Raw genomic sequence first — 26673 nt, 5'->3', positions numbered from 1 at the left:
CTAACAATTAGTTATCAGAAAATTCTTATTAATTAATATTCTACTAATTTTTCTTGTTTTGTAAAGTATTTTTGAAAATATTCTAAAAATTTATTTTTTTAATAGTAATTGTGTATTTTACAATTACTATTATACGAATTCCCCTCCATCTACCATATATAAGTACCCGTTTCCTTACGCTTATTCATTTGTTTAAATTTAATCTCATAATAAAAAAGCATTCCAAAAGTAAGTGTTTACTTTTGGAATGCTCTATCATTTTATCTTTCTATTGTGGGCAGTAAGATTCTCACTATAAAAATAAGCTAAGAAACTTGTATACACCCACTTAAAGATAGCGTTACTATTTAAAAATTATTTTCCATCTTTTTCAGTCATATATGCCCACTTGAAGCTATACTCAGGGCTAATATTATGGTGAACGATGCCTTTTGCATTTGGTTTTTGAACGTATGCATCACCACGTTGGTATAAAGGTACAAGCGCTACATCTTGCTCAAGAAGTAATTTCTCAGCTTTCCCTAGCTCTTCCCAACGTTTCTTCGCGTCACCCATTAATTCTCCACCAGCTTTTTTGATCATATCATCATACTTCGGATCAGAGAAGCTCATTTGGTTATGAGAATGCTTAGACTCGAACATATCTAAGAATGTCATTGGATCTGCGTAGTCAGGTCCCCAACCAGCATATGATAAATCATAATCTTGCTCTGTTTCTAATTTTAGTTTTTGTTTGAATGGTTGAAGTTTAATATTAACTGTTACACCTTTTAAGTTTTTCTCAATTTGATCTTTTACATATTCTCCAACTTTTTTCGCATTACCAGTATCGTAGTTTAATAGCTCAATTGTAACTTGATCTTTACCAAGTTCTTTTTTCGCTTCATCCCAAGCAGCTGCTGCTTTTTTCGCATCTGGCTTGATACCATTTTTAAATGTTTCTTGGAAGTCTTTACCGTCTGGTCCAGTTGCTAATCCTTTCGGTACTAAGAAGTCCGCTGGTTTAGATCCGTCATTTAAAATAACGTTTGCTAAATTCTTCTTATCGATTGAAAGTGCGATTGCTTCACGTAATTTTTGGCTCTTTAATGGTGTATCTTGTCCACCACGTTTTTGGTTCATACGTAAGAAGTAAGTACTTACTTGTGAATATGTTCCAAACTCATCTTTATTGTTTCTATATTTATCAACGAACTCACCTGATAAAAGTGCGGAATCAATTGCACCTGTATCATATAAGTTTACTCTTGTAGCTACTTCTTTTACTACACTATAGTTAATTTCATCTAATTTTACAGTCTTTTTATCCCAATATTGATCGTTCTTCTTTAGTTTCCAGCCTTGCTCATGTTTCCAATCAGTAAGAACGAACGGTCCATTATAAACTGTTGTATCAGATTCTAAACCGTATTTATCCCCTTTTTCTTTTACGAATTTCTCATTTAGTGGGTAGTACGATGGGAATGCAACTAAGTTTAAGAAGTACGGTACTGCTTGTTCTAATTCAACTTCTAAAGTATTGTCATCTACCGCCTTCACTCCTAATTCAGTTACAGGTTTTTCTCCTTTATTAACCGCTTCTGCATTTTTAATCGGGAATGCGATAAATGCATACTCAGCAGCTGTTTTTGGATCTAATAGACGTTGCCATGCAAATACGAAATCTTTCGCTGTTACAGGATCACCATTTGACCACTTTGCATCTTTACGCAGTTTAAATGTATATTTTTTACCATCGTCACTCTTCGTGCTTGACTCTGCTGCTGCTGGGATTGGTTTATTGTCTTTATCTAAACGATATAACCCTTCCATTGTGTTCCCTAAAATTTGAGAACCTAATGTATCTGTATTTTTCGAAGTATCCATTGTTGGAATTTCATTTGTTTCAGTACGATTTAACACTTGCTTTGCCGCTAACTTTTCTCCAGACTTACTATCTCCGCTAGAGCTAGAATTTGTACTTGTCTTCTTATCCCCACCTGTAGAACATGCTGTAAGTGCCATACTCATTGCTAAAACTGGTGCTACAACTGCTGTTAGTTTTTTCATTTTTTTCTTTTTCACTTTCTGTACCCTCCCTAATTCTTAACGATCTCATTTAAGAATTTTCTGATAATTCTGTTTTTCTTTATATATTTATCAGAAGATTCTTATTAACTATTATTCTACTAATTTTTCGAGTTTTGTAAAGTGCTATTATTGAAAATTTTTAAAAAATTATTTTTTTACAGTAATATTCATAAAAATTCCATATTCTTTTGAAATACTGTACATCATTGAATTATACGTATTGATTTAATAGTCTTTATGTCCCCAAGCCATAAAGAACCTGTAAATTATTGTTAATAAATAATGCATATCATCATAAACCTCTTTCCTACAAAAATAAAAAAAGTCAGCAAAGCTGACTTTTTTATCCGGCTATTCTCTCTCTCTTCATTTCTTCTAACACTCTCGTATACTTCTCATCATTGAATTCATTTTCACTTTTTGCAACAACTACAGTTGCAACACCGTTACCAATTAAATTAACGATTGCTCGCGCTTCTGACATAAAACGGTCAACCCCAAGTAAAAGCGCTAATCCTTCTAATGGGATAACATTCATCGCAGATAAAGTAGAAGCTAATACAATAAATCCTCCGCCCGTTACCGCTGCTGCCCCTTTCGATGTAACTAACAAAATAGCTATTATAGTTAATTGTTGGCCTAGTGAAAGATCGACATGAAAAACTTGCGCTAAAAATATTGTTGCCATAGATAAATAAATCGTTGTTCCATCTAAGTTAAAAGAGTAGCCGGTTGGAATAACTAAGCCTACTACTGGCTTTGAACATCCGAAGTCTTCCATCTTTGTCATCATACGCGGTAATACAGATTCTGATGAAGATGTTCCAAGAACGATTAATAGTTCTTCTTTAATATGCGCTAAGTATTTCCATAAGCTAAATTTATAAAGCTTACAAATAAAATTTAAAACGATAAAAACAAATAATGCCATTGTCGCATATACGCAAATCATCAATTTACCTAGTGGTATTAAAGTACTTATACCGTATTTTCCAATTGTAAACGCCATTCCACCAAACGCTCCAACCGGTGCTAGTTTCATAACAATCGATAAAATATTAAAAAATACTTTCGATAATCTTTCAAAAAAGTCGATAACAGGTTGACCGTTTTTTCCAAGCATCGTTAAACCTGCTCCAAATAAAATGGAGAAGAACAGCACCTGTAAAATATCACCTTTTGCGAATGCCTCGAACATATTAGAAGGTACAATATGTAAAAAGAAATCCATCCATTTCATTTCTTGCCCGCTTTGTACATATTGCGAAACATCACCGCCCTTTAGCTTTGAAGGATCTAACCCATCGCCAGGACGTACGACATTCGCTACGATAATACCAATGATAAGAGCAAAAGTTGTAACAATCTCAAAATATAATAACGCTTTCCCACCAACGCGTCCTACTTTTTTCATATTCCCCATACTTGCAATACCAAGCACAATTGTTAAAAAGATAATCGGTGCAATGACCATTTTAATCATATTAATGAACGTCTCACCAATTGGTTTCATTTGCTGTCCGACACTAGGCCAAATCGCTCCTACTGCAATACCACAAATAATTGCCACAATAACTTGGAATGTTAAATTCTTTACAATTTTCATTTTCAATACTCCCCTGTTTCTTTCATTTCTCCCATACTATTTCAATTAATGATAATCATTTATTCTATGTGATAGCCCCCTTGCTATTTAACTTGAACCCCTTTATTATGTTACACTATTATATAAAACTTTTAAATAGTATATAATATTTAAATGTAAATGTTATACTATTTAACAAAATAAAAAGCAGATATAACATCTGCTTTAATTTTCCTCAATTTGCTTCTCACTTAATCCAAGGTGGATTCTGAGTGTATTACTCAAATTTTGTAAGTCTGTTTTATTAGGATTATAGTAATATACACGTTGTCCATTTGGACCATTAGGTAAATATAAATCATCACCAGCTAGTTGAATCTTCTCAACAGAACAATCTAAACCATATTTATAAAAAGATAACATATCCTCCAATGCTAAATTTGTTTTAAAATCACCATCGACAGCCTCAACCATTTTCTCCAGTTTTGTAATAGACCCTATACTTTTTAATTTACTTAAAATCGCTTCAATGACAAGTTGTTGGCGCTGCCCCCTCATTGCATCACTATCAATATGACGAATTCTCGCCAAAGCAAGTGCTTCTTCTCCCGTTAATTTTTGAACCCCTTTTTTCAAGTGAATCGCATCAGGTTCATCTTTACTATTTTGTTCAGTAAATTCAACAGGGACATCTACTTCAACACCATCGAGCCCATCAACAATTTTAATAAATGACCCAAAATTAAATTTCACAAAATAATCTACCGGTACTTGCAGTAACTTTTCTACTGCCTCAACAGAAGCTTGTGGTCCTCCATCTTTTCCGTTTTTAACGAAACCACTTCCATATGCGTGTGTTATTTTATCTTTTTTCTTTTCGATTGGAACATATGTATATGTATCTCGTGGTATACTAGTTAACTTCACTGTCTTATCGTCTTTATTAAAAGTAGCTAACAATAATGCATCTGTATGAAATGCACCGTTATACTCCTTTTGACGTTCTTGATTTTCATCAATTCCCATAATTAAAATTGAAACGTTGTGTGTAATTGGCTTTACAGCTTTCTCGCGTAAATTTGATTTTTCACCACGCGCTAAATTCAAATTTGATTTTTGTACGAGATTAGAAGTCTTCATATATACATAGGTACCATATCCAACTCCGCCAAATAGTAATACTCCTAACAATACACTTATTATCGTTGTCTTTTTATATTTTCGTTTATTTTTCTTTTCTCTTGAAGGAGAGGTATTCTCCATATAATTCCCTCCGTTTTCTATTCATCTAATATGTTCTTCATTTTTTCATAATTAGCGCTATCCTTTTGAAATACATTCTCTTTCAATCCTTTATTTATTTGTATCCATTCAGTCGTAATTGAATATTGAATCATACCTTCGTGGAAACTAAGAAACTTCAACATAATCCCTGTATTTTTCTCTACAACCATTTCAAATTTCCCTCTCAAATCTTCAGATGTACTTACAGGCATTTCTATGTTTATTATCCCTTCTATTTTGTAGCAATCTAATCCAAGATACTTCGTCTCTCTATAATTCCAATCTTTATACCGAATTAACAAATCTGCAAAGTCTGATTGAATGCTATATTTGGCTTGCCCTACATACTCATCGTCGTATCGTTTTTTCTCACCTGATTTTCTAAGTAGCCTTTCAGTAGGGCTTAATTTTAATAGTTCATTATTTCTTTCTTTCGGGCTCCATCTCGTCTCTTTATACGTATTATTCTCATCATTAAACTCTTTTTTTCTGCCCTCGTTATATATAATCATTCTTTTTTTTGATAGTTTATCTTCTTTAGATGAAATACCACTTTGTTTCTCCGTATCAATCGCATATTTATATGTTGTAGCAATTCTTGTAGAGCTAGAGTATTCCTCGAATTGCCCTGAAACATTTTGGAAATGATCAATTGAATCAAGCATCTTTTGATGAATCTTTTCCTTATCTGGATAATTGACGTTCGACTTTATTTCTTCTTCATTCTCATAATCAGAAAATGCATTCTTCTTTACGTAATTAAACACCCCTCCATTTTGTGCAAAGCTCTGTATAGAAAACTCAGACATAGATACAATTGACAGCGTTAGAACAGCAGCACTAATAAACATCATATGTACTCTATAACTCTTTCTTTTTACAGGAAGATTATGAAGTGTATCATTAATTTTTTCGTTTAGTGCCTGTGGCAATACGGTATTATCCTTCTCTATTCTCTTTTTTAATTTTTCATCAAATGATTTTTCTTTATCCATTTTAACCACCTCCTACTCCATCTTTAATCGCTCTTCTAATTGTTCCCTTGCACGTGACAATCTTGATTTAACCGTGCCTTTTGGAATTTCTAAAAGCGCTGCAATACTTTCTTGATTCATATCTTCATAATAATAAAGTACGGTTACAGCTCTTAGTTCTTCCGTTAAAGACTGAATAGCATTACAAAGATCAATATCTTCATATCGATCGAACGCCACCATATTACTATCATGATCCTCAATTACAATTACTTTTCTATAAGAGCGAATTATATTGTTACACTCATTTATTAAAATTCTAATTAACCACGTTTGAAAAAACTCTTCCCTTTTCAATTTTTTTATATTTTCATAAGCTTTTAAAATTGTTGCCTGCATCGCATCCTCTATATTCGTCTCATCATGTAACATCGCCTTCGCAATGCGATACATCTTCACTTTTTCTGTATGTATAAGTGCCATGAAAGCCTCATGATCACCCTTTTTAGCTAAAGAAACATCCGTTTCTTCTTTTACAATCATCTTATATAAAGGAATTACTTTCACAATTGCTCCTCCTGTTTCAGCCTCTCTTCAAATTCAACTTTACACTTATTAGACGAAGTAGCCTATAAAAAGGTTCACTTTTTTGAATATTTTCACAAAATTAAAGGTAAGCATTCAATTTTGACTATCTACTTAGATATTACTCTAAAAAATATCCCTTTGAATTTACAAACAAAAAAGCCCACTTTCACAGTGGACTTTCTAATCTACAAAGGTAAATCCCTCTTCCTAAACACTACAATTGCTATTATAAAGAGACAGAACGCTCCGGCAGTCAAACCTATGCTTACTGGCCATATATGATACGTTCCTTCAGCAATTTCTTTCGGACGAAACAACGTAAATAATGATATATTTCTCATCCATTCTAACTTATCACTTAATTTCCCTATCATATCTAACATAAAAAATAAGATTGTTAAACTTGCTGAGTAGCTAAGTGCTTTTCTTTCATCATTACATATACAAGAAAATAAAAATGAATAGGCGCTAACTACTAAAAACACAAGCCCTCCGACTATATTTATTTTTAAAAATAACTCTTTATTTAAGTTATTATCTTTTAAAAACCATTCTGCACCTAATATACCCGCTACGTAAGTAACAAATACAATTATTAGTAGCCCCAATATGAGAACAGCCGCTTGTGTAATTGCAATTTCCACCCTAGATACAGGTGTTGCTAGCAAGTATGCCATCGCTCCTTTATCTACATGCCGAGCAATTAAATGTGTTGCAACCGTGACGCAAAAAATTGTTAAAATGATAATAAACAATAGGCTATAGTACTCACCAGCTAAAAAATCCATTACATTTTGAATTGGGCTTTCCATACCAACGATTTTTTTTACACTATCAGGCATAGCACTTATTAATTCATTTAAGCCTTTCGCTGAAACCATCGATGGAAATATCCAAATTAATAACCATAAATAAAGAGCTGCACCAGTAGCATAACTCCATATACTTTTTTGTGTTTCCTTCAAACTAGCTAAAAATAGTTGTTTATTCATGCTTTACCCCTTCTTTCTGATCGTAATAATGCATAAATAAATGTTCTAAATCCGTCGCTCTCGTTTGAAGTGCCGTTACATTATAGTTTGAAAGTATTTGTAAAACAGTTTGATAGTTTCCTTGCACAATAATTGATGCTGTTTTCCCTTTCACAGCCTCGAATTGTAAATTTGATTGTGTAAGTGACTGTACTTCATCTTGAGATGATACTGTTACATCTATTACTTGTCTTCGCATTCCTTGTAAATCGTGAATATCTTCAACCGTTACGAGACGTCCATCTTTAATAATAGCTACTCGGTCACATGTACGTTCAATTTCAGTGAAAATATGCGACGACATAAGAATCGTTTTCCCTCTTTGTTTTTCTTCTAATATTAAATCTATGAATATTTGCTGCATAAGTGGATCGAGCCCTGATGTTGGTTCATCTAAAATTAATACTTCTGGATCATGCATAAATGCAGCAACTATTCCTACTTTTTGTTTCATTCCTTTAGACATTTTTCGGATCGGTGTTTTCACATCAAATTGCAGACGCTCTATCAATTCATCGCGTCTCTTCGTTTCCTTTAACTCGCGCATACCTTGCATCAAATTTAAAAACTCTAGTCCATTCATTCCTTCAATAAAAGAAATTTCTCCTGGTAAATAACCAACTTCTCTTTGAATTTTCGCTGCCTCATCCCAGCAATCTAATCCAAAAATTGTTGCTCTACCAGCTGTCGGTTTTATAAATCCCATTAAATTACGAATAGTTGTTGATTTTCCAGCTCCATTTGGCCCTAAGTAACCGAATACTTCCCCTTCTTTCACTTCAAATGTAATATCAAACAAGCCTTTCCCATTTGAAAACTGTTTTGTAACATTTTGAACTGAAATCATAAACCCACCTCATTTTTTGAAATATTTGATTGATGATATTTCAAAGTTATTGTACTCCTCATCTTTCATATTCGCAACAACTTTTTGAAATATTTATATGTCCATATTTCAAAAATATTGTTTTCAATTATCTTTTCTTGTATATTTTAATTGAGGTGATTAAATTGAATGGCTTTGAAAAAGTGAAAGAAAAGAAAAAACGTGCCATTAAAGATGCGGCCTTCGAATTATTTTCTGAACGTGGATTTAATGAAGTGAAAATAGAACATATCGCGAAAGAAGCAAACGTCTCTCAAGTGACAATTTATAACCATTTCGGTAGTAAAGATGCCCTATTTAGAGAGTTAATTCAAGAATTTATACAAAGTGAGTTTCAATACTATACAGAGCTTGCTGATGAAAATTTGCCTTTTCACGAAATGATGCAAAAAATGATCGTAAGAAAGATGGAAACTGGCGGACTATTTCAACCTGATATGCTACTACAAGTGATGCAAAGAGACGAAGAACTTCGGAAATTTGTTTATAGCTATCAAAATGAAACTATACTCCCTTGGTTTTTAGAAATACTAGAAAAAGCGCAGCAAAAAAATGAAATTAATCCTCACCTTTCAAAAGAAATGATGCTACTTTACATTCAAATGTTTACTAAGTTAGATGATGACTTCGGAGCAAAGCTTCTTGAAGGAGATCGAGAAAAACATATACAAGATATAGTCACAATGTTCTTTTACGGGCTTTCCGTTCCCCAAAAATAAAAAAAGACACGAAATCGTGTCTTTTTTTATTTCACTGAAATTGCTCTGCCAGTTTCACTACTTTCAATTGCTAATTGAATAAGCTTAATAACTTCCAAACCTTCTTCAGCTGTTACTGGTGGCTCTGCACCATTTAATATACTATTTCCAATCTCTTTATAATACATTTCATAACAGCCGACTTCTGTTGGAATACGTTCTAACTTTTCTTCCGTTTCTAAAATAGCAAAGTTCGCTTCTTTATCTGTTCCATAACCACTATCGCCCGGCTTTATACCATTCTTTAATTGTTCTTCCTGCGAATCCATACCATATTTCACGATAGAACCTTTATCTCCATGAAGTGTAAAATGTGGGCCTGCTTGTTTTACGTAACTACTACTATGTAAAATAACGCGCTTTACTCCATAGTGAAGTACAACATGGAAATAATCATCTATCTCCGCACCTGGTCGTTGTTTTATTACATCTGCACTAATTGCATCTGGTTTACCAAATAGAGATAATGCTTGATCCATTAAATGTGAACCTAAGTCATATAAAATTCCTGACCCTGGTAAATTCTTTTCTCTCCAGCGATCACGTACATGTGGGCGAAAACGGTCAAAATGCGCTTCATATGCATATACGTTCCCTACTCTCTTTTCTTGTAATAATTTCTTTATCGTTAAAAAATCATTATCAAAACGACGATTGTGATACACACTTAAAACGACATTATGTTGCTTCGCTAATGAAATCAGTTCTTCGCCTTCTTCAATTGAAACAACGAATGGTTTTTCCACAACAACATGCTTACCGTGTAAAATTGCTTCTTTTACATATGGAAAATGAGTTGTATTCGGCGAAGTAATGACAACTAGGTCAATATCCGCTCGATTTACTAATTCATCAATTGTGCCAACAACTTCAGCATTTGGTAATGCTTGTTTCACTACTTCTTCTTTTGATGATAAAATAGCACGAATATCATATGCTTCTATCGTTTGTAATAACGGGATGTGAAATGTTGTACTAGAAAATCCAAATCCTACAATCCCTACACCTATTTTTTTCATGCTGCCCCTCCATTTATGAGAACGATTTCATTACATTATTATAACAAGATTATTTTCATATACATAATAATTTGCTTTAGAAAAAAGGAGTCATAAGGTAATCTTTTTCAAATATATCGACCGCAACTCCAAATATATCGTTTTACCGACACAAACTGACAATAACAGTAACGTATTAATAAGAAAAGGATGTTCCAAAATAACTTTTGGGACATCCTCTTCCTTTATTCCGGTCTTTTCTTCGTCCACGTTTCCACTACTTCACCAGTATCATTAACATCTAGTACTAAACTACCATTACTATACCGGTCTTTATTTCGAAACGCCTTCGGATCAATTTCTTCTACAATGTGTTTCTCTGTCTTCATGTAAACTAATTCATCATCTCGAACAATTTCAATACCGACAATGCGGTACGGATTACGTTTTAACTCTTTGAAAATAACAAGGCCTCGCTTCGCCCTCGTTGATTTCTCAATTTCTGATGCCTTTATACGTTTCACAGCACCTCGCTGCGTAATGAGAATAAGTTGATCTTTTTCACCATTTAACGGTTTACCAGAAGCAACATAGTCATCTTCTTTTAAATTAATTGCTTTCACACCAGCCGCCCTTACACCAACTGGACTTACTTCTTCTTCATTGAATACAAGTGCATATGCACCATGTGTTGCAAGAACAATATCACTTGTCCCATCTGTCGCAAATATATCAACAACTTCATCATCTTTTTTCAAGTTTACAGCAACAAACGCCCGTGAATAACGCTGAACTTTATATTGATTTAATTCTGTTTTCTTAATCATACCGTTTCGTGTAACAAATACGATAAATCGTTTTTCTTCCTCAAAGTTCGGTACGACTGTCGCCCAGATAATCATTTCATCCCGCTCGAGTGATACAAGATTCGCAACGTGTTGACCTAAATCTTTCCAACGAATTTCTGGCATTTCATATACAGGAAGATAAATATAATTTCCTTTGTTCGTAAATAAAAGAACGGTTTCTGTCGTGTTTGTATCGAAACGCTCAAGTAAGATGTCACCCTCTTTCATACCGAAGTCTTTCCCGTTCGATGCATTATGCGAACGCCAACCTGTTCGTTTCACATATCCTTCTTTCGTTACAGTAACGATGACATCTTCTTGCGGAATCATAACTTCCACATCGATTTTAATTTCTTCAATTTCCTCTTCAATTATCGCACGGCGATCATCACTATATGTTTTCTTTACTCTCTTCAAATCTGTTTTAATGACTTGAAGAAGTCTTTTTTCACTTTGTAAAATTGACTGTAACTCTATAATTTTCTTATTAAGTTCAGCTGCTTCTTGCTCTAACGCTGTAATATCTGTATTCGTTAAACGATATAGTTGCAGTGAAACAATTGCTTCTGACTGCGCCTCTGTAAATCCAAATTTCGCACTTAAATTATCTTTCGCATTACGCTTATCTTTAGACCCACGGATTGTTTCAATCACTTCATCTAAAATTGATAATGCTTTCTTTAAACCTTCTACAATATGTTGACGACTTTCTGCTTTTCTTAATTCATATTGCGAACGTCTCGTAACAACTTCTTTCTGATGCCCAATATATGCATCCAAAATCTTAGGTAATGTCATAAGTGTTGGACGACGATTATTTATCGCTACCATATTAAAGTTGTATGGAATTTGTAAATCTGTATTTTTATATAAATAATTTAAAATACCTTCAGCATTCGCTTCTTTTTTTAATTCTACAACGATGCGAAGACCTGTACGGTCTGTCTCATCACGCACTTCAGCAATTCCATCTAGCTTTTTATCTAGACGTAATTCATCCATTTTCTTAACAAGGTTCGCTTTATTTACCTCGTACGGAATTTCTGTAATAACGATTTGTTGCTTCCCGCCACGAATCGTTTCAACTTCTGCTTTTCCGCGAATAATAATTTTGCCTTTCCCTGTTTCATACGCTTTTTTAATGCCATCTATTCCTTGAATAATACCACCTGTAGGGAAATCTGGTCCTTTAATAACTGTTAACAAGTCATCCACAGAACTATTCGGTTGATCGATACGCATCATTGTAGCATCAATTACTTCTCCAAGATGATGCGGTGGAATTTCTGTTGCATAACCAGCGGAAATCCCTGTAGAACCGTTCACTAATAAGTTCGGGAACATTGCCGGTAATACAACTGGTTCTTCACTCGTATCATCAAAGTTTGACACAAATTCTACTGTTTCTTTATCGAGATCACGTAATAACTCTGATGCGATTGGTGATAAACGGGCTTCTGTATAACGCATTGCCGCTGCTGGATCCCCATCAACACTACCGTTATTTCCGTGCATTTCAACTAAAACATTACGTACTTTCCAAGTTTGACTTAAACGTACCATCGCCTCATATACAGAGGAATCACCATGTGGATGGTAATTACCAATAACGTTACCAACTGTTTTAGCTGATTTACGAAACGCTTTATCATGTACGTTTCCTTCTACATACATAGAGTATAAAATACGTCTTTGTACCGGTTTTAAACCGTCACGCGCATCTGGAAGCGCGCGGTCTTGAATTATATATTTACTATAACGTGCAAAGCGGTCACCTAACACGTCTTCAAGCGGGAGGTCATGAAACTTCTCTGCCTGCATGTTATTCCACCTCCGTCTCCATAATCATTTCGTTTTCTAAAATATTTCCTTCTTCTTGCATACCAAATTGTACATTACGCTCAATCCATTTACGACGCGGTTCTACTTTATCACCCATCAATGTAGTCACACGGCGCTCCGCTCTTGCTGCATCATCAATTTTCACTCGGATTAATGTACGCGTTTCAGGGTTCATCGTCGTTTCCCATAACTGATCCGCATTCATTTCACCAAGTCCTTTATAGCGCTGCAACATATAGCCTTTACCGACCTTTTTCGTTACACCATCTAATTCTTCATCAGACCATGCATATTCAATCACTTCACTTTTCCCTTTTCCTTTACTTACTTTATATAAAGGTGGAAGTGCGATAAATACTTTACCAGCTTCGATAAGTGGTTTCATATATCTGTAGAAGAAAGTTAATAACAATACTTGAATATGAGCTCCATCTGTATCGGCATCGGTCATAATAACAACTTTATCGTAGTTAATATCTTCAACAGTGAACTCATTTCCTACGCCGCCACCAATTGCATAAATAATTGTGTTAATCTCTTCATTCTTAAAAATGTCAGCAAGCTTTGCTTTTTCCGTGTTAATTACTTTACCACGTAATGGTAGCACCGCTTGGAAACGACGATCTCGCCCTTGCTTTGCTGAACCACCAGCCGAGTCACCCTCTACTAAATACAATTCGTTTTTCTGAGGATTACGTGATTGTGCAGGTGTTAACTTCCCGCTTAAAGTACCTTCTGATTTTTTCTTCTTCTTACCAGTACGTGCTTCTTCTCTCGCTTTACGAGCAGCCTCACGTGCTTGCGCTGCTTTAACTGCCTTTCTCACAAGAAGTGTAGCTACATCCGGATTTTCTTCTAAAAAGTAAGCTAAATGCTCAGATACAATGGCATCAATTGAAGAACGCGCTTCACTTGTACCCAGTTTCCCTTTCGTTTGCCCTTCAAACTGAAGTACTTCTTCTGGTACACGTACAGAAACGATAGCCGCTACACCTTCACGAATATCTGTACCTTCTAAGTTTTTATCTTTTTCTTTTAATAGTGAAACTTTACGAGCATACTCATTAAACACACGTGTCATCGCTGTTTTAAATCCAGCTTCGTGTGTTCCACCGTCTTTTGTACGTACGTTATTTACAAACGAAAGAATGTTTTCTGAGTAGCCATCGTTAAATTGAAATGCTAGCTCTGCTTCAATTCCATTTTGTTCACCATTAAAATATACAACCGGATGAATTGAATCTTTTTCTTCGTTTAAGTATGAAACGAAAGCTTCAATTCCTGTTTCATAATGAAAGACATCTTCTAAATCATTTCGTTCATCTTTTATTGAGATCTTCATCCCTTTTAATAAGAATGCAGATTCACGTAATCTTTCACATAATGTTTCATAATTGTAATTTGTTGTGCTGAAAATTGTTGTATCTGGCTTAAAATGCATTGTCGTACCAGATTCTTTCGTTTTTCCGATTTTCTCTAACGTCGCTGCAGGAATACCACCATTTTCAAAGCGTTGTTCATAAATATTACCATCACGCTTAATCGTTACTACTAACCATTCTGATAAGGCGTTTACAACTGATGCCCCAACACCGTGTAAGCCACCACTCGTTTTATAACCTCCTTGGCCAAACTTACCACCAGCATGAAGTACAGTTAAAATAACTTCAGGTGTCGGTTTCCCAAGTTTATGCATTCCTGTAGGCATTCCTCGCCCTTTATCAATAACACTAATACTATTATCTTTATGTATTACGACAGAAATTTCATCGCCAAATCCCGCTAACGCTTCGTCAACGGAGTTATCTACTATTTCATATACTAAATGATGCAATCCACGGCTATCCGTACTCCCGATATACATACCCGGGCGTTTTCGAACGGCTTCAAGTCCTTCTAACACTTGAATTGCATCTTCATTATATTGGAACTGATGCTTTGCCAAACTCCTTGCCCCTTTCCTAATCAAATCAGAACATATGTTTCTATTATAGAATAACGCCTCGACTATAGTTTTGGCAAGTTATCTTATCTCTTTTATATACCATTTTCAATAGAAAAATCCTTGTTTTTTTCACAAGGATTCCTCTAGGCTACTATTTCAGAAAAATAATCGTTTGTCAACGAGAAATGGATATGTATTCCAAGATTACACATTCCAAACCTTAATCATGATCCAAATGATCAATATCCAAAACGGGATAACAAGTAACAATCCCCAAAAACAGCCTTTAAAAAATCTCATGATGAACACCTCGTTCATCGGCCCTATTCATACTTATATAGGGCTGAATCAATCTTTCTATCTTTAAAATCTATACTATTTTGTCATCGCATGCTCTACTTTAATACAACGATCCATTATTACAGTATAGCCTTTTTCTTGTAAAAGTTTATATGTATCTTCATCTTGTACTCCTAATTGTGCCCAGAAAACATCTGCATCAATCTCTACAAACTCTTTTGCAACATCCATTAAAAATTCTGAGCGACGAAATACATTTACGATATCAACATGTTCTTTAATATCAGTCAGTGAAGAAACGGCCTTTTCTCCAAGCACTTCATCTACTGTTGGGTTTACTGGAATAATGCGGTACCCAGCATCTTGCATTGCTTTTGATACCATATATGATGTACGTTCTGGCTTATCTGATAATCCAACAACTGCAATCGTTTTGCTTTTCTTCAATACTTCACCAATTTCCGGACGAGTTGGGTTTTCAATTGTCATAATTAATCCCTCCTATACCTTTAGTATATCCGATAAAGAAAGTCTCTTTCAACATGAAAGAGACTTTCTTTAATTCCGGTTATTGATTCTTTGTAGCTGAATTATCTGCTAATGTAGCTGTTTTCGTCATTTTTTGACCGTTGCGGTAGAATGTAACCTCTACTTTTTCGCCTACTTTTTTCTTTTCATATAAATATTTACGGAATTGAAGTGAATTTTCTACTTTTTGATCATCTAATGCTACTACAATATCATATTGCTCTAAACCAGCTTTTTCTGCCGGAGATATTGGATAAATTTTACCTAATACAACTCCATTTGTTACTTCTTTTGGCACTTTTAATTGATTTACTGCATAAGCTTGCACATCTTCTAATGAAACTACACCGACTCCAAGTGCTGGACGTTTCACTACTCCATCTTTTTCAAGTGATTCAATAACTGGTTTTGCGATGTTAATTGGGATTGCAAAACCAATACCCTCTACTGATTGTTGTGCTATTTTACTTGAGTTAATACCGATTACCTCACCGTTTTGGTTAAATAATGCACCGCCACTATTACCAGGGTTAATCGCTGCATCTGTTTGAATAACTTGTGCTTGCCAATCCGGACGTTTATCACCATCAATATCAACTGGAATTTCACGCTCTTTACTACTGATGATACCTTCCGTTACACTTCCATCAAATCCTAATGGGTTACCGATTGCAATTGCTTTCTCACCCGCACGAATTTTACTTGAATCACCTAAACTTGCAACTTTATTCACATTAGATCCATCAATCTCTACAACTGCTAAGTCTAACCAAGGGTCCTTACCAACTAATTTCGCATCAACTTGCTTTCCGTCGCTCAGTTTAACAGCAAGTTTATTTGCACCATCTACTACGTGGTTATTCGTTACAATATATGCTTTATTTCCTGATTTTTTATAAATAACACCTGAGCCTGTACCAGCTGTTTCTTCTTGACCTGTCGGTTGCATTGCGAATGGATCGACGCTTTGCTGCATATTAATTACTCCTACAACAACATCCTTCGCACCTTCAATCATACCTGGTAAATCAGTTTCATTTTTCGCTTTATTTACAACTGGAACTACAGTTCCTTCTACTTGTTTATTAGAATTAAATGACGAAACAGCTGCACCATTATTTTGCACCCATGGCATGTACGGTGCTGCAAAACTAATTGAAACAGCTCCAACTACAGCTCCAACTAAACCTGTGAAAAAATATCCTTTTTTACTACCTGATTTTTTCATTTCTCTCATTTCACTTTGCTCTTCATTTAAATTCGGTCCGTCGTAATATCCCATGTTTTCTTTCCCCTCTCTGGTGAATTCGTACTTTTAGTATAGTCACATTTTGTGTCCTTCTTGTGAACTCATCGTGAAATCCAATTAAAAAAATACTCCTATCTACCATTGTAGACAAGAAAAGTATTTTTTGTACATTCCACCTACAAAGGAGAGTGTAAATTTGCTATATTCCCAAGCTAAAGTGCATAGTAACTTAAAGATTATTCTTCAAATTTGTAACCTACTCGAATGACAGTACCGATATGCTTTGCTTTATCTCCAAGCTTATTTCGTAGTTTTTTAATATGTGTATCAACCGTTCGATCATCACCGTAGTAGTCATATCCCCATAACTGATCTAATAAATGTTGGCGTGACAACACAATTCCCTTGTTCTCCATTAAATAAACGAGAAGCTCAAACTCCTTATGTGTCAATATAATTTCTTCTCCATCTACTAAAACTGTTCTAGATAATCGATTCACTTCTATTCCAGCTAAAGACATAGCATTTTCTTCAGCTACTCCTACCGCGCCATCTGCACGTTTCAATAACGTCTTCGCGCGAGCTACTAACACTTTCGGGCTAAAAGGTTTTGTTACATACTCATCTGCACCTAGTTCAAATCCTAGTAATGTATCATCCTCATCAGAACGTGCAGTCAGCATAATAATTGGTACCGCTGACTCTTTTCTAATTCGTCTACAAACCGACCAACCATCTATTTCTGGTAACATAATATCTAACATAATTAAATCAATTGTATGTTCAGCAAATAATTCTAGCGCTTTTTTTCCATCTTCCGCTTCGATTACTTCAAAGCCCTCATTACGAAAATAATCACTAACGATTTCACGTAATCTTCTTTCATCTTCAACAAGCAATACTGTTTTATTCATCTGACCTATCCCGCCTTTTTACTCTTGCAATCGAATAATACGTTGATTGGAGCTTCCGCGAAATGGAAGTGTTAAATCTTTTTTCTCGAGTTCAAACCTTCCATCGACCAGAACGTCCCCATAATGTAACAACTCTATCATATCATTATTTTGGGCACTCTGTATCTCTTCTAACGTATAACCTGTATAAATCCATAAGTTTTTTTTCAAATCTTTCACTGCTTTTGCTACTTTTTTCACTTCAGCGGCTTGAAAAAATGGATCTCCACCTGAAAATGTTACATCGGTTAATGGATTTTTTTCAATCTCTTTCACAATTTCTTCTACCGTCATTTCAGTTCCGTTGCAAACATTCCAAGATTTCGGATTATGACAACCGATACAACGATGCGGACAGCCCGCAAAAAACACGACTGTCCGCAACCCTTCTCCATCTACTACACTATCATGAATGATATTCATAACTTTCATTTATGCTTCACCCGATCCATCTCTTCACTACGTTTCGCACTATTCCACTTCGACATATCTCCTACAAGATATCCTGTTATACGGCGAATTCTTTCTATTTCATGCTCATCTTCATTTCCGCAGTTCGGACATGCATTCCCGATAATGCCATGATAACTACAACACTTACAACGATCAACAGGGTGGTTAATTGAACCGTACCCTACTCCATACTCTGCCATCGCTTGTACAATTTGTTTTAACGCCTTTTGATTATGCACAGCTGCACCATCAAGTTCAATATACGTAATATGTCCACCATTACAAAGAGCATGGAACGGACCTTCTAAACGAATTTTATCTATCGCTTGCACGTTGTAATACACAGGTATATGGAATGAATTTGTATAATAGTTATGATTTGTCACACCACTAATTACACCAAATCCTTCTCTATCTTTTTTCACAAACTTTCCTGATAGCCCTTCTGCTGGCGTTGCAATTACAGAGAAATTGAGTTGATGCTCTTCCGTCGCCTTATCCATTCTCTCCCTCATAAAGGAAATGATTTCATATCCAATCTTCCACGATTCTTCATCTTCTCCATGGTGCTTCCCAGTTAAAGCTACTAAGCATTCCGCAAGACCGATAAAACCAATACTTAACGTCCCTTGTTTTAAAATCGGTGCCACAGTATCCTCAGGGTGTAATGTTTCTCCACCACGCCATACACCTTGTGAATATAAGAACTGAAAATCTCTTGCTCTCTTTGTACATTGATAAGCGAATCTCTCTAATAATTGCTTAATCCCTAAATCTAAGTAATAGCTTAGTGCTTCAAAAAACGCTTCTTTTGAACCGCTGATTAGCGCTAATTTCACTAAATTAATAGAAGTAAACGATAAATTGCCTCTTCCGATTGCTGTTTCTTCCCCATGGATATTAGACATAACACGGGTACGACATCCCATATAACATACTTCACTTTCAGGTCGACCATCATAATGCACAGCATTAAACGGAGCATCTAAAAACGAAAAGTTAGGGAATAATCGCTCAGCTGTCGTTTCCAACGCTAATTCAAATAAATCATAGTTCGGATCACATTCTTCAAAGTTCACACCTTTTTTCATTTTTAAAATTTGAATAGGGAAAATTGGTGTTTCCCCTTTTCCAAGTCCAGCTTGCGTCGCCTTTAAAAGTTGTTTAATTAAAAGTCTTCCCTCTTTCGATGTGTCTGTTCCGTAATTAATTGAAATAAACGGTACTTGTCCCCCGCCCCTACTATGCATACTATTCGAATTATGAACGAAAGCTTCGCATGCCTGATACGTATCATTTTCAGTTTCTTTCCATGCAAATTCCTCTATTTGTTCTTTCGTAAGCGGATATGACTGTAATCGTTTTTTATGTCTCTCTACTGTTTTTCTCACATATGGAGCTAAATCAATATCAAAGAGTGCAAACGATTGACCACCGTGTTGCATATTTTGATTCGCCTGAAAAATAATTGAAGAAAGCGCCAACGCACTTTTAATATCTTGTGGTTGTCTCATATGTCCATGTCCAGTATGAAAACCGTTAGCAAGCATTTGTGCTAACGGAATTTGTGAACAAGTCGTCGTTCCTGTCGCATAAAAATCTAAATCATGTGGATATAATATATTTTGATCTATCGCTTTTTTCACTTGATCTGATAGTAAATTTTCGACTGCATAATATTTTGCACTCTCAGATGCGAACGTTCCCATTACGCCCATTGGAGATCGGCCATCTACATTTGCATTTTCCTGCATTAAATCTTGTTCATTGCCGTGGACAATTGTCTCAAACATTTTCATTAATTCTTCTCCACGTTTATTTTTTTGTAACATTTATAACCCTCCATCAATATATTGTTGTCTTTTAATTAGAATGTTACAACATATAGTCTTATTGTTTCTGTGAGAAATGTAACATTCCTGTGAAATTTTTTTCACGAAATAATGAATTTTTCATTTACAAAAAAGAAATGTGCTCTTTACAAATGTATGGTACAATATACGGGAAAAACTCTTTTTACCCTTTATCAACACATTTGAATAAAGGAGACTGAACTTATGGTTACTACATATCTTTTATTTATCGTTGCCTACTTACTTGGCTCGATTCCATTTGCACTAGTCGTTGGAAAAATCGGTTATGGAATCGACATTCGTGAGCATGGAAGCGGTAATCTAGGCGGAACAAATACATTCCGCACACTAGGGAAAAAAGCAGGTTTTATCGTTACAATTGCTGACATTTTAAAAGGTACATTAGCAACAAGTCTACCGATTATTTTCGGGTTAGATATTCACCCACTATGGTTCGGATTAGCAGCGGTTCTTGGACATGTATATCCAATCTTCGCAAAATTCCGCGGGGGGAAAGCAGTTGCAACTTCTGCTGGGGTACTATTATGCTACTCACCAGTTGTTTTTGTAATATTAGCTGTTGTCTTTTTCAGCCTTTTATTTACAACAAGATACGTATCACTTTCTTCTATGGTAACAGCTGTCGCTGCTGTTATTGCATCCATTGTTAGCGGGGATAAAATCTTCATTATTGCGATGTGTTTATTAGCAGGTATGGTTATTTATAAACACCGTGCAAATATCGGACGAATTATAAATAAAACTGAACCAAAAGCAAACTTTTCAAAAAAGCAAAAATAAGATCGTAACCCACATAACGCAAAAAGAAAACGTGAAGCATATTAATAGCGTCTTTTTGCGTTATTTTTTATACTTAAGAAAAAGCAATATAATTTGGAGGAACTATACATGAATCTTTCCGTAACAAAAGAAGCAGCACAATGGTATAAAGACGAGTTAAACTTACAATCAGGTGAAACACTACGCTTTTTCGTACAATACGGTGGTTGCAGTACTGTGCAAAAAGGACTTTCTTTAGGAATTCGTAAAGATGACCCTGCACATCCTGCTGTTCAAATTCAAGAAGAAGGTATTAATTTCTTTATTGAAGGCGATGATGAGTGGTTCTTCGATGGACATAATTTATTAGTTACACTTAATGACGGTGATGATTTCCCTCAATTTAATTATGAAAAATAAAAAAGCGTGGCTACTGCCACGCTTTTTTTATTTCTTTTTAATTTCCTCATATTTCGCATACCACTCAGGATATAGTTTTTTAAATGATACAGGGCGGAACCCTTCTTTTTTCGCACAAATATTCGTTGTACTTGCCGTAATACAAAGCTCACCATCGCCGTTATAAATTTCATATCCATATACAACACGAAGTGGACTCACAGTATCAATCCATGTTTTCACAATGGCCTTTTCTCCATAACGCATCGCTTTACGGTATGAGATTTGCAAGTCTAATACAGGAGAGATAACTCCCTCTTTCTCCATTTCAACATATGAAAATCCTAATTCTTGTATAAGTTTCGTGCGTCCAAGTTCCAGCCACACTAAATAGTTTGAATGGTAAACAACACCCATTTGGTCTGTTTCCGCATAGCGGATTTCAATTTCATGTTCTGCTACAAACATTTCTATTCGCCTTCTTTCACTTCTGCTGCCTTGCATACATTTAATCATAATACAGTGGAATCAAAAATAAAATAAAAACAGTGAATCTTTTATCGAAAGGGGCAAGCACATGATTCAAATCGTAACTGTTCGTAGCGGTGATAGTGTAAATAGTTTAGCTTCAAAATATGGATCTACACCTGAAGAGATTGTAAAAGACAATGGTCTAAATCCAGCCGAAACACTCGTTGTTGGTCAGGCACTTATCGTTAATACGAAAGGCAATAATTATTATGTACAGCCTGGTGACAGCCTGCATCGAATTTCTCAAACATATAACGTTCCTCTCGCTAGTTTAGCTAAAGTTAATAACCTTTCATTAAAATCTATTCTCCATGTCGGACAACAATTATATATACCAAAAGGGACAAAAAGAGCAGCAGAATCCATCGCTTATTTACAACCTTCAACAATTCCAATAAAAGAAAGTTTAGTAAGTGCTACACGTGCTATCAACCCATTTTTAACCTATTTAGCCTATTTTAGTTTTGAAGCAAAAAGAGACGGTACTTTAAAAGAACCAACCGAAACAGCTAAAATCGCTAACCTTGCAACGCAAGGTAAAACCATCCCTATGCTCGTTATTACAAATATCGAAAATGGAAATTTCAGTGCCGATCTGGCATCTGTTCTTTTACGCGACGCAACCATCCAAAATAAATTTATTACAAACATTTTGCAAACAGCTGAAAAATATGGCATGCGAGACATTCATTTTGATTTCGAGAATGTGGCGCCCGAAGATCGTGAAGCATATAATCGTTTTTTACGAAATGTGAAAACACGCTTACCTAACGGGTACACATTAAGTACAACTCTCGTACCAAAAACAAGCTCCACTCAAAAAGGAAAATTTTTTGCAGCCCATGATTATAAAGCACAAGGGCAAATTGTTGATTTCGTCGTTATTATGACATACGACTGGGGTTGGCAAGGTGGGCCACCGATGGCAATTTCTCCTATTGGTCCTGTGAAAGAGGTACTTCAATATGCAAAATCTCAAATGCCTCCACAAAAAATTATGATGGGGCAAAATTTATACGGATTCGATTGGAAACTACCGTTCAAACAAGGGAATCCACCCGCAAAAGCAGTTAGCTCTGTCGCAGCTGTTGCACTAGCTCGTAAATACAATGTTCCTATCCGCTATGATTTCACAGCTCAAGCTCCACATTTTAATTACTTTGACGAAAACGGCGTACAACACGAAGTATGGTTTGAAGATTCACGGTCCGTACAAAGTAAATTTAATTTAATGAAAGAGCAAGGTATAGGCGGCATTAGCTATTGGAAAATTGGTCTACCATTCCCACAAAATTGGCGTTTACTCGTTGAAAACTTTACAATCACGAAAAAGGGCTGACTTTCGTCAGCCCCTTTTTTTGTACATTCTGTTAAGATTCATCTTTTATTTCACTTTTAAATGAATCAATACTTTCTAAACGTCTTTGATTTTTCGCTTCAATGGCAGCACGATCTTTTTCATTAGAAAGTTCCGCTGTTTCTTTTGCTTCATTAAAATTATCAATCGTATTTTGTACCATTTCTTGTAATTTTTCAGCGTTGTCACTTCGATTGTCTGGATTCGGCATGTTATTCCCTCCTAATTATATATACTATCTTAAATTACCTATACTCCTTCAAATTTATACATAAAAAGGAGAATGCAACATTCTCCTTTTCTTTAACCGTTATCTACAATCGGCTGTTTGCCAGTTTGGTCTTGCATTTGCTTCCCTTTATTTCCACCAGCTTTTTTCGATTGTGTTCCAATTTGGTTTGGTGCAAAGTCTTTTGAATTCTTTTTCGGATTACCCATTACTATCGCCTCCTTAATACTAGTATCGTACTAGTGTTAAGAATTATTCAGCCTGCTTAAAAAGTTTCATTTCATAACGTTTTTCAATTCGCTCTTCAATTCGATCGATTGCATCACGATCGCTTAATAATTGTTGTTTATTTTCATTTACAAGTTCTTCAAACGACTTGCGGCGACTTCTTCTCATGTTGCTCACCCTTTCTCCTTCGCTTTCTTACTACATAGTATGAGCAAATGAAAAACTCTTTAATCAGATTTGTAAGAAAATTTTATGTTTTGATAAAAAATCCCATGCGCATATTTTACGCATGGGATTTTTTACACCATCATATTTAAATACTTTTTAATTTCTTCATCTGCATTTACTTTATTTGCTCTATATTCGTCCAGCGCTCGTAATACCGAATCGTATTCTTCTACAATGTAGCTCTCTAACTTCAAAATGTCCTCTACACTGTCAATCATAATTCTCGTGTTGCCAATCTCACTTTTCAATGCTGCCTCACATGTTAAGCTCGTACAAATTTCTCTTACATCGTCTTCCATTTTTTCTGTTAACACATATTTTTTTCGCCCTTTTACCTTTAACCTTATAATTGGATAAAAAGCCTTTATATCTAAATAACTCCCGACATTCATACAACGAATCCATTCAATATCACGTTTATTTCGCACAAGTATTCCTTTTACCGCTTCAAATACCGCAGTGTCATCCAGTACTTCTTTCTTTGCTTCTTTCTTTGCTTTTCTCTTTCCTTCTTCTTCAACTAATGCACATCTTTGATAAACAGCTGCACATGTAATACAATCGTCAAATGCATTATGAGAACTTAAGCGAATTCCAAGCATTCGTTTTAACGTTTCCAGTTTATGATTAGGCGCATGCTTCATATATTTTTTCGCTAAAAAGACAGTATCAATAACGTTATTTTTAGGCTCAGGTAGTCCAAGCATATTTACATTACTCTTTAAAAAACGCATATCAAAAGAAGCATTATGTGCCACAATAATATTTGTATCTAGAAATGCTAAAAATAAAGGTAATACTTCTTCAATTGTTGGTGCGTCTGAAACACGATAATTTGTAATACCTGTTAAGCTCGTAATTCGGCTTGGAATTGGACGCTCTGGATTCACATACGATACAAATTGATCAATCAGTTCATGATTACGGTACTTCACAGCTGCTACTTGGATAATTTTATCATTATAGGGATTAAACCCTGTCGTTTCAAAATCAATTACAACATAATCTAATGGTAAGGATACATTCCCCAATCCATACACTCCCTCATCTGTTATTAACGGTTATCTTTCTTTTATCATATCACGAAGTCATCACTCCATGAAAAAGAAAAGGCAGAAATGGCCAATATCCATCTCTGCCTTTTTACTTATTATTTCAATTTCGCAATCCGTTTTTCCATCTCTTTTTGTGTCATCGGTCCGATAAACTTATCTTGGATGACACCTTTTGTATCTATAAAATAAGACGTTGGGATTGTAATTACTTTATACGCTGTCGTCACATCAATGTTCTTGTCCAATAAAATAGGAAAAGTAATTCCTTTTTCCTTAGCAAAATTGCTTACCTTCTCTTCTCCCCCACCTTTTTCTGAAGGAGTATAATTTATAGCTAAAATTTCTACGTTTTCTTTATGTTCTTTATAAAAGGCCTCCATATCAGGCATTTCTTGCTGACATGGCCCACACCACGTTGCCCAAAAGTTTAAAATAACTTTCTTCCCTTTTAAATCGGATAATTTTATATTCGTTCCATCTATCTTTGTTAATTCAAAATCTGGTGCGCTCTTTCCAATTTCAATACCGTTCCTTGCGATAATCTCTTTCATAGCAGCTTCACTTTTTTCTTGCTTCCCTTGTACTGCCTGATCCTTTTTACCAAACTGTTCATACGCTGCATATCCCGCTAAACAAAGTAACACTACAATAATGGTAAGTTTCCGCCACATATTATATCACCCTTACGTGTTTATCTTCTTGTAACATAATTACCTAAATACTCTATACCTTATTTTAGCTTATACGGACAAGCTTGGAAATATTCACATTCAAAATAGTTAGAATATTTATAGCGGAGATAAAATATTTTCCTTTTTATCATATAATTAGAAATACATACAAAACCTGCGAGGTGATATGTATTTTACAACTACTTATCAACCCATTTACTTTTGTTTTCTTCACTTTACCCTTACTATGTATTTTTTTAGTTGCTTACTATACAAATTCAAATGGGCTGCTATTATTATTTCTTTTACTGTTCCACTTATATTTTTTATTATCGTCTCTGGATTTGATATATACCTAGCTTTACAAAACTTAGATGCTTGGATTGTTTATGGTGCTGTTTATTCTGTACTTTCCTATATAACAGCAGCGCTAATACGAAGAAAACTGCACATATAGAACTTTCAAAAAGGGAGGTGTTTTTATGAATTTATTCGAAAAAATACTATTATATATTCTTAGTTTTATATTTTCCCCAATCGGAATTATCACTTGGATTATCTCGCTCTTCAGTAAAGATCCTGAAAAAAAGAAAGTTGGACGTATTTGTCTCTATATCGCTTTAATCTCATTTATCCTTTTAGCAGGCCTCGGTATTCTTAGTTTCTTCACAATGACTATCACCACTACTACACAATAGTTACAGAAAGGATGATTTTTTTTGGGAGAACACCCTATTAGTAAAGAACTTCGCTATATACGAATATGTTTAGTTATTTTAGTAATCGTTCTTTTATTTTTCAACGGTGGAAGAGTCGTTGAAATTTCTACAAATCATGATTCCATAGAAAATGCTTCCACCAGTAATATGACACAGATTGCTGAAAATACATTTGCTATTCAAGAATATAATCCATCACTAAGTAGCGAACATACGATCAAAATTTTCAAATATAACCCAGATACAAATCAACTTACTTTAGTCAAAGAATTTAGTACTAGCGATCCTGAGTCTTATACGTATCAACTTAATAAGACTGAATAAAGATAAG

General features: G+C 35.0%; 27 protein-coding genes. 6 read left to right on the top strand and 21 right to left on the bottom strand.

All coding sequences use genetic code 11. The features are described from left to right. Window positions 1-354: 354 nt before the first annotated feature. The 7 genes from U860_RS0107935 to U860_RS0107905 all read right to left on the bottom strand — a co-directional run bounded on the left by U860_RS0107935 (window position 355) and on the right by U860_RS0107905 (window position 8379). Entirely contained in the window at window positions 355-2064 is a 1710-nt protein-coding gene (locus U860_RS0107935) for a peptide ABC transporter substrate-binding protein (RefSeq protein ID WP_025148093.1), read from the bottom strand. A gap of 349 nt (window positions 2065-2413) precedes the next feature. Further along, on the bottom strand, window positions 2414-3676 hold the full coding sequence (locus U860_RS0107930; protein ID WP_025148092.1) for a dicarboxylate/amino acid:cation symporter: 1263 nt from the start codon (window positions 3674-3676) through the stop codon (window positions 2414-2416). A 204-nt stretch (window positions 3677-3880) separates the two neighbouring features. Then, window positions 3881-4918: an LCP family protein gene (locus U860_RS0107925; protein WP_025148091.1), complete on the bottom strand. Its 1038-nt coding sequence runs from the start codon at window positions 4916-4918 to the stop codon at window positions 3881-3883. A 17-nt stretch (window positions 4919-4935) separates the two neighbouring features. Beyond that, window positions 4936-5934, bottom strand: a complete 999-nt coding sequence (locus U860_RS0107920; protein WP_025148090.1) for a hypothetical protein — start codon at window positions 5932-5934, stop codon at window positions 4936-4938. Window positions 5935-5946: 12 nt separating this feature from the next. Beyond that, window positions 5947-6480: a sigma-70 family RNA polymerase sigma factor gene (locus tag U860_RS0107915; protein WP_025148089.1), complete on the bottom strand. Its 534-nt coding sequence runs from the start codon at window positions 6478-6480 to the stop codon at window positions 5947-5949. Between the two features lie 206 nt (window positions 6481-6686). Further along, window positions 6687-7493 carry an ABC transporter permease subunit gene (locus U860_RS0107910; RefSeq protein ID WP_025148088.1) on the bottom strand — a complete coding sequence of 269 codons (807 nt, stop codon included), beginning with the start codon at window positions 7491-7493 and terminating at the stop codon, window positions 6687-6689. Then, window positions 7486-8379, bottom strand: coding sequence for an ATP-binding cassette domain-containing protein (locus U860_RS0107905; protein WP_025148087.1), 894 nt, complete (start codon window positions 8377-8379; stop codon window positions 7486-7488). The genes U860_RS0107910 and U860_RS0107905 overlap by 8 nt, the downstream gene beginning before the upstream one ends. Before the next feature lie 155 nt (window positions 8380-8534). Here U860_RS0107905 and U860_RS0107900 point away from each other — a divergent pair, with 155 nt between their 5' ends. Continuing rightward, the gene (locus U860_RS0107900) at window positions 8535-9137 is read left to right on the top strand and encodes a TetR/AcrR family transcriptional regulator (RefSeq protein WP_232298954.1); all 603 of its coding nucleotides are present in this window, start codon (window positions 8535-8537) and stop codon (window positions 9135-9137) included. A gap of 26 nt (window positions 9138-9163) precedes the next feature. Here U860_RS0107900 and U860_RS0107895 read toward each other — a convergent pair whose 3' ends face one another. The 8 genes from U860_RS0107895 to U860_RS0107860 all read right to left on the bottom strand — a co-directional run bounded on the left by U860_RS0107895 (window position 9164) and on the right by U860_RS0107860 (window position 20124). Further along, window positions 9164-10195 carry an oxidoreductase gene (locus U860_RS0107895; protein WP_002172876.1) on the bottom strand — a complete coding sequence of 344 codons (1032 nt, stop codon included), beginning with the start codon at window positions 10193-10195 and terminating at the stop codon, window positions 9164-9166. A gap of 224 nt (window positions 10196-10419) precedes the next feature. Continuing rightward, the gene (gene parC, locus U860_RS0107890; RefSeq protein ID WP_025148086.1) at window positions 10420-12843 is read right to left on the bottom strand and encodes a DNA topoisomerase IV subunit A; all 2424 of its coding nucleotides are present in this window, start codon (window positions 12841-12843) and stop codon (window positions 10420-10422) included. Window position 12844: 1 nt separating this feature from the next. Then, window positions 12845-14809 (bottom strand): DNA topoisomerase IV subunit B, encoded by a 1965-nt coding sequence (gene parE, locus U860_RS0107885; protein ID WP_025148085.1) that lies wholly within the window; start codon window positions 14807-14809, stop codon window positions 12845-12847. A 375-nt stretch (window positions 14810-15184) separates the two neighbouring features. Continuing rightward, the gene (locus U860_RS0107880; RefSeq protein ID WP_025148084.1) at window positions 15185-15598 is read right to left on the bottom strand and encodes a CoA-binding protein; all 414 of its coding nucleotides are present in this window, start codon (window positions 15596-15598) and stop codon (window positions 15185-15187) included. A gap of 79 nt (window positions 15599-15677) precedes the next feature. Continuing rightward, complete coding sequence (locus U860_RS0107875; RefSeq protein ID WP_025148083.1) at window positions 15678-16919, bottom strand: trypsin-like peptidase domain-containing protein; 1242 nt, start codon at window positions 16917-16919, stop codon at window positions 15678-15680. 203 nt (window positions 16920-17122) lie between these two features. Further along, window positions 17123-17800, bottom strand: coding sequence for a response regulator transcription factor (locus U860_RS0107870; RefSeq protein WP_002172881.1), 678 nt, complete (start codon window positions 17798-17800; stop codon window positions 17123-17125). A gap of 18 nt (window positions 17801-17818) precedes the next feature. After that, window positions 17819-18271 carry an anaerobic ribonucleoside-triphosphate reductase activating protein gene (gene nrdG / locus U860_RS0107865; RefSeq protein WP_025148082.1) on the bottom strand — a complete coding sequence of 151 codons (453 nt, stop codon included), beginning with the start codon at window positions 18269-18271 and terminating at the stop codon, window positions 17819-17821. Continuing rightward, window positions 18268-20124 (bottom strand): anaerobic ribonucleoside triphosphate reductase, encoded by a 1857-nt coding sequence (locus U860_RS0107860; protein ID WP_025148081.1) that lies wholly within the window; start codon window positions 20122-20124, stop codon window positions 18268-18270. The genes nrdG and U860_RS0107860 overlap by 4 nt, the downstream gene beginning before the upstream one ends. A 225-nt stretch (window positions 20125-20349) precedes the next feature. Here U860_RS0107860 and plsY point away from each other — a divergent pair, with 225 nt between their 5' ends. Both plsY and U860_RS0107850 read left to right on the top strand, forming a co-directional pair. Further along, a complete protein-coding gene (gene plsY / locus U860_RS0107855) occupies window positions 20350-20946 on the top strand; it encodes a glycerol-3-phosphate 1-O-acyltransferase PlsY (RefSeq protein ID WP_025148080.1) in 597 nt (198 codons plus the stop codon). A gap of 108 nt (window positions 20947-21054) precedes the next feature. After that, window positions 21055-21345 carry a HesB/YadR/YfhF family protein gene (locus U860_RS0107850; protein ID WP_025148079.1) on the top strand — a complete coding sequence of 97 codons (291 nt, stop codon included), beginning with the start codon at window positions 21055-21057 and terminating at the stop codon, window positions 21343-21345. Window positions 21346-21372: 27 nt separating this feature from the next. Here U860_RS0107850 and U860_RS0107845 read toward each other — a convergent pair whose 3' ends face one another. Further along, window positions 21373-21792, bottom strand: coding sequence for a thioesterase family protein (locus U860_RS0107845; protein WP_002172886.1), 420 nt, complete (start codon window positions 21790-21792; stop codon window positions 21373-21375). A gap of 109 nt (window positions 21793-21901) precedes the next feature. Here U860_RS0107845 and U860_RS0107840 point away from each other — a divergent pair, with 109 nt between their 5' ends. Beyond that, window positions 21902-23194 carry a glycosyl hydrolase family 18 protein gene (locus U860_RS0107840; RefSeq protein WP_025148078.1) on the top strand — a complete coding sequence of 431 codons (1293 nt, stop codon included), beginning with the start codon at window positions 21902-21904 and terminating at the stop codon, window positions 23192-23194. A gap of 31 nt (window positions 23195-23225) precedes the next feature. On the opposite strand, the gene tlp is transcribed toward U860_RS0107840, so the two are convergent. The 5 genes from tlp to U860_RS0107815 form a co-directional block, all read right to left on the bottom strand. Further along, window positions 23226-23423: a small acid-soluble spore protein Tlp gene (tlp, locus tag U860_RS0107835; RefSeq protein ID WP_025148077.1), complete on the bottom strand. Its 198-nt coding sequence runs from the start codon at window positions 23421-23423 to the stop codon at window positions 23226-23228. A gap of 92 nt (window positions 23424-23515) precedes the next feature. Then, complete coding sequence (sspN, locus tag U860_RS0107830; protein WP_000527988.1) at window positions 23516-23650, bottom strand: acid-soluble spore protein SspN; 135 nt, start codon at window positions 23648-23650, stop codon at window positions 23516-23518. A gap of 43 nt (window positions 23651-23693) precedes the next feature. After that, window positions 23694-23837, bottom strand: a complete 144-nt coding sequence (locus U860_RS31285) for an FbpB family small basic protein (RefSeq protein ID WP_001254699.1) — start codon at window positions 23835-23837, stop codon at window positions 23694-23696. A gap of 131 nt (window positions 23838-23968) precedes the next feature. Beyond that, window positions 23969-24928, bottom strand: coding sequence for a 3'-5' exonuclease (locus U860_RS0107820; protein WP_025148076.1), 960 nt, complete (start codon window positions 24926-24928; stop codon window positions 23969-23971). A 119-nt stretch (window positions 24929-25047) separates the two neighbouring features. Next, the gene (locus tag U860_RS0107815) at window positions 25048-25623 is read right to left on the bottom strand and encodes a redoxin domain-containing protein (protein WP_025148075.1); all 576 of its coding nucleotides are present in this window, start codon (window positions 25621-25623) and stop codon (window positions 25048-25050) included. Window positions 25624-26105: 482 nt separating this feature from the next. Between U860_RS0107815 and U860_RS0107810 the strand changes: the two genes are divergently transcribed. Further along, window positions 26106-26321, top strand: coding sequence for a hypothetical protein (locus tag U860_RS0107810; RefSeq protein ID WP_025148074.1), 216 nt, complete (start codon window positions 26106-26108; stop codon window positions 26319-26321). 21 nt (window positions 26322-26342) lie between these two features. Next, complete coding sequence (locus tag U860_RS0107805) at window positions 26343-26666, top strand: YmzC family protein (protein WP_025148073.1); 324 nt, start codon at window positions 26343-26345, stop codon at window positions 26664-26666. Window positions 26667-26673: the final 7 nt, after the last annotated feature.

The organism is Bacillus sp. H1a, assembly GCF_000633475.1.
In the GTDB taxonomy this organism is placed as follows: domain Bacteria; phylum Bacillota; class Bacilli; order Bacillales; family Bacillaceae_G; genus Bacillus_A; species Bacillus_A paramycoides.
This window is presented reverse-complemented; position numbering and strand designations above follow the sequence as displayed.

Coding starts and splice junctions, on each gene's coding strand:
- U860_RS0107930 (WP_025148092.1), bottom strand. CDS start 3,676: ATGAAAATTGTAAAGAATTTAACATTCCAAGTTATTGTGGCAATTATT.
- U860_RS0107925 (WP_025148091.1), bottom strand. CDS start 4,918: ATGGAGAATACCTCTCCTTCAAGAGAAAAGAAAAATAAACGAAAATAT.
- U860_RS0107920 (WP_025148090.1), bottom strand. CDS start 5,934: ATGGATAAAGAAAAATCATTTGATGAAAAATTAAAAAAGAGAATAGAG.
- U860_RS0107910 (WP_025148088.1), bottom strand. CDS start 7,493: ATGAATAAACAACTATTTTTAGCTAGTTTGAAGGAAACACAAAAAAGT.
- U860_RS0107905 (WP_025148087.1), bottom strand. CDS start 8,379: ATGATTTCAGTTCAAAATGTTACAAAACAGTTTTCAAATGGGAAAGGC.
- U860_RS0107895 (WP_002172876.1), bottom strand. CDS start 10,195: ATGAAAAAAATAGGTGTAGGGATTGTAGGATTTGGATTTTCTAGTACA.
- parC (WP_025148086.1), bottom strand. CDS start 12,843: ATGCAGGCAGAGAAGTTTCATGACCTCCCGCTTGAAGACGTGTTAGGT.
- U860_RS0107880 (WP_025148084.1), bottom strand. CDS start 15,598: ATGACAATTGAAAACCCAACTCGTCCGGAAATTGGTGAAGTATTGAAG.
- U860_RS0107875 (WP_025148083.1), bottom strand. CDS start 16,919: ATGGGATATTACGACGGACCGAATTTAAATGAAGAGCAAAGTGAAATG.
- U860_RS0107870 (WP_002172881.1), bottom strand. CDS start 17,800: ATGAATAAAACAGTATTGCTTGTTGAAGATGAAAGAAGATTACGTGAA.
- nrdG (WP_025148082.1), bottom strand. CDS start 18,271: ATGAAAGTTATGAATATCATTCATGATAGTGTAGTAGATGGAGAAGGG.
- U860_RS0107860 (WP_025148081.1), bottom strand. CDS start 20,124: ATGTTACAAAAAAATAAACGTGGAGAAGAATTAATGAAAATGTTTGAG.
- plsY (WP_025148080.1), top strand. CDS start 20,350: ATGGTTACTACATATCTTTTATTTATCGTTGCCTACTTACTTGGCTCG.
- U860_RS0107850 (WP_025148079.1), top strand. CDS start 21,055: ATGAATCTTTCCGTAACAAAAGAAGCAGCACAATGGTATAAAGACGAG.
- U860_RS0107845 (WP_002172886.1), bottom strand. CDS start 21,792: ATGTTTGTAGCAGAACATGAAATTGAAATCCGCTATGCGGAAACAGAC.
- U860_RS0107840 (WP_025148078.1), top strand. CDS start 21,902: ATGATTCAAATCGTAACTGTTCGTAGCGGTGATAGTGTAAATAGTTTA.
- tlp (WP_025148077.1), bottom strand. CDS start 23,423: ATGCCGAATCCAGACAATCGAAGTGACAACGCTGAAAAATTACAAGAA.
- sspN (WP_000527988.1), bottom strand. CDS start 23,650: ATGGGTAATCCGAAAAAGAATTCAAAAGACTTTGCACCAAACCAAATT.
- U860_RS31285 (WP_001254699.1), bottom strand. CDS start 23,837: ATGAGAAGAAGTCGCCGCAAGTCGTTTGAAGAACTTGTAAATGAAAAT.
- U860_RS0107815 (WP_025148075.1), bottom strand. CDS start 25,623: ATGTGGCGGAAACTTACCATTATTGTAGTGTTACTTTGTTTAGCGGGA.
- U860_RS0107810 (WP_025148074.1), top strand. CDS start 26,106: ATGAATTTATTCGAAAAAATACTATTATATATTCTTAGTTTTATATTT.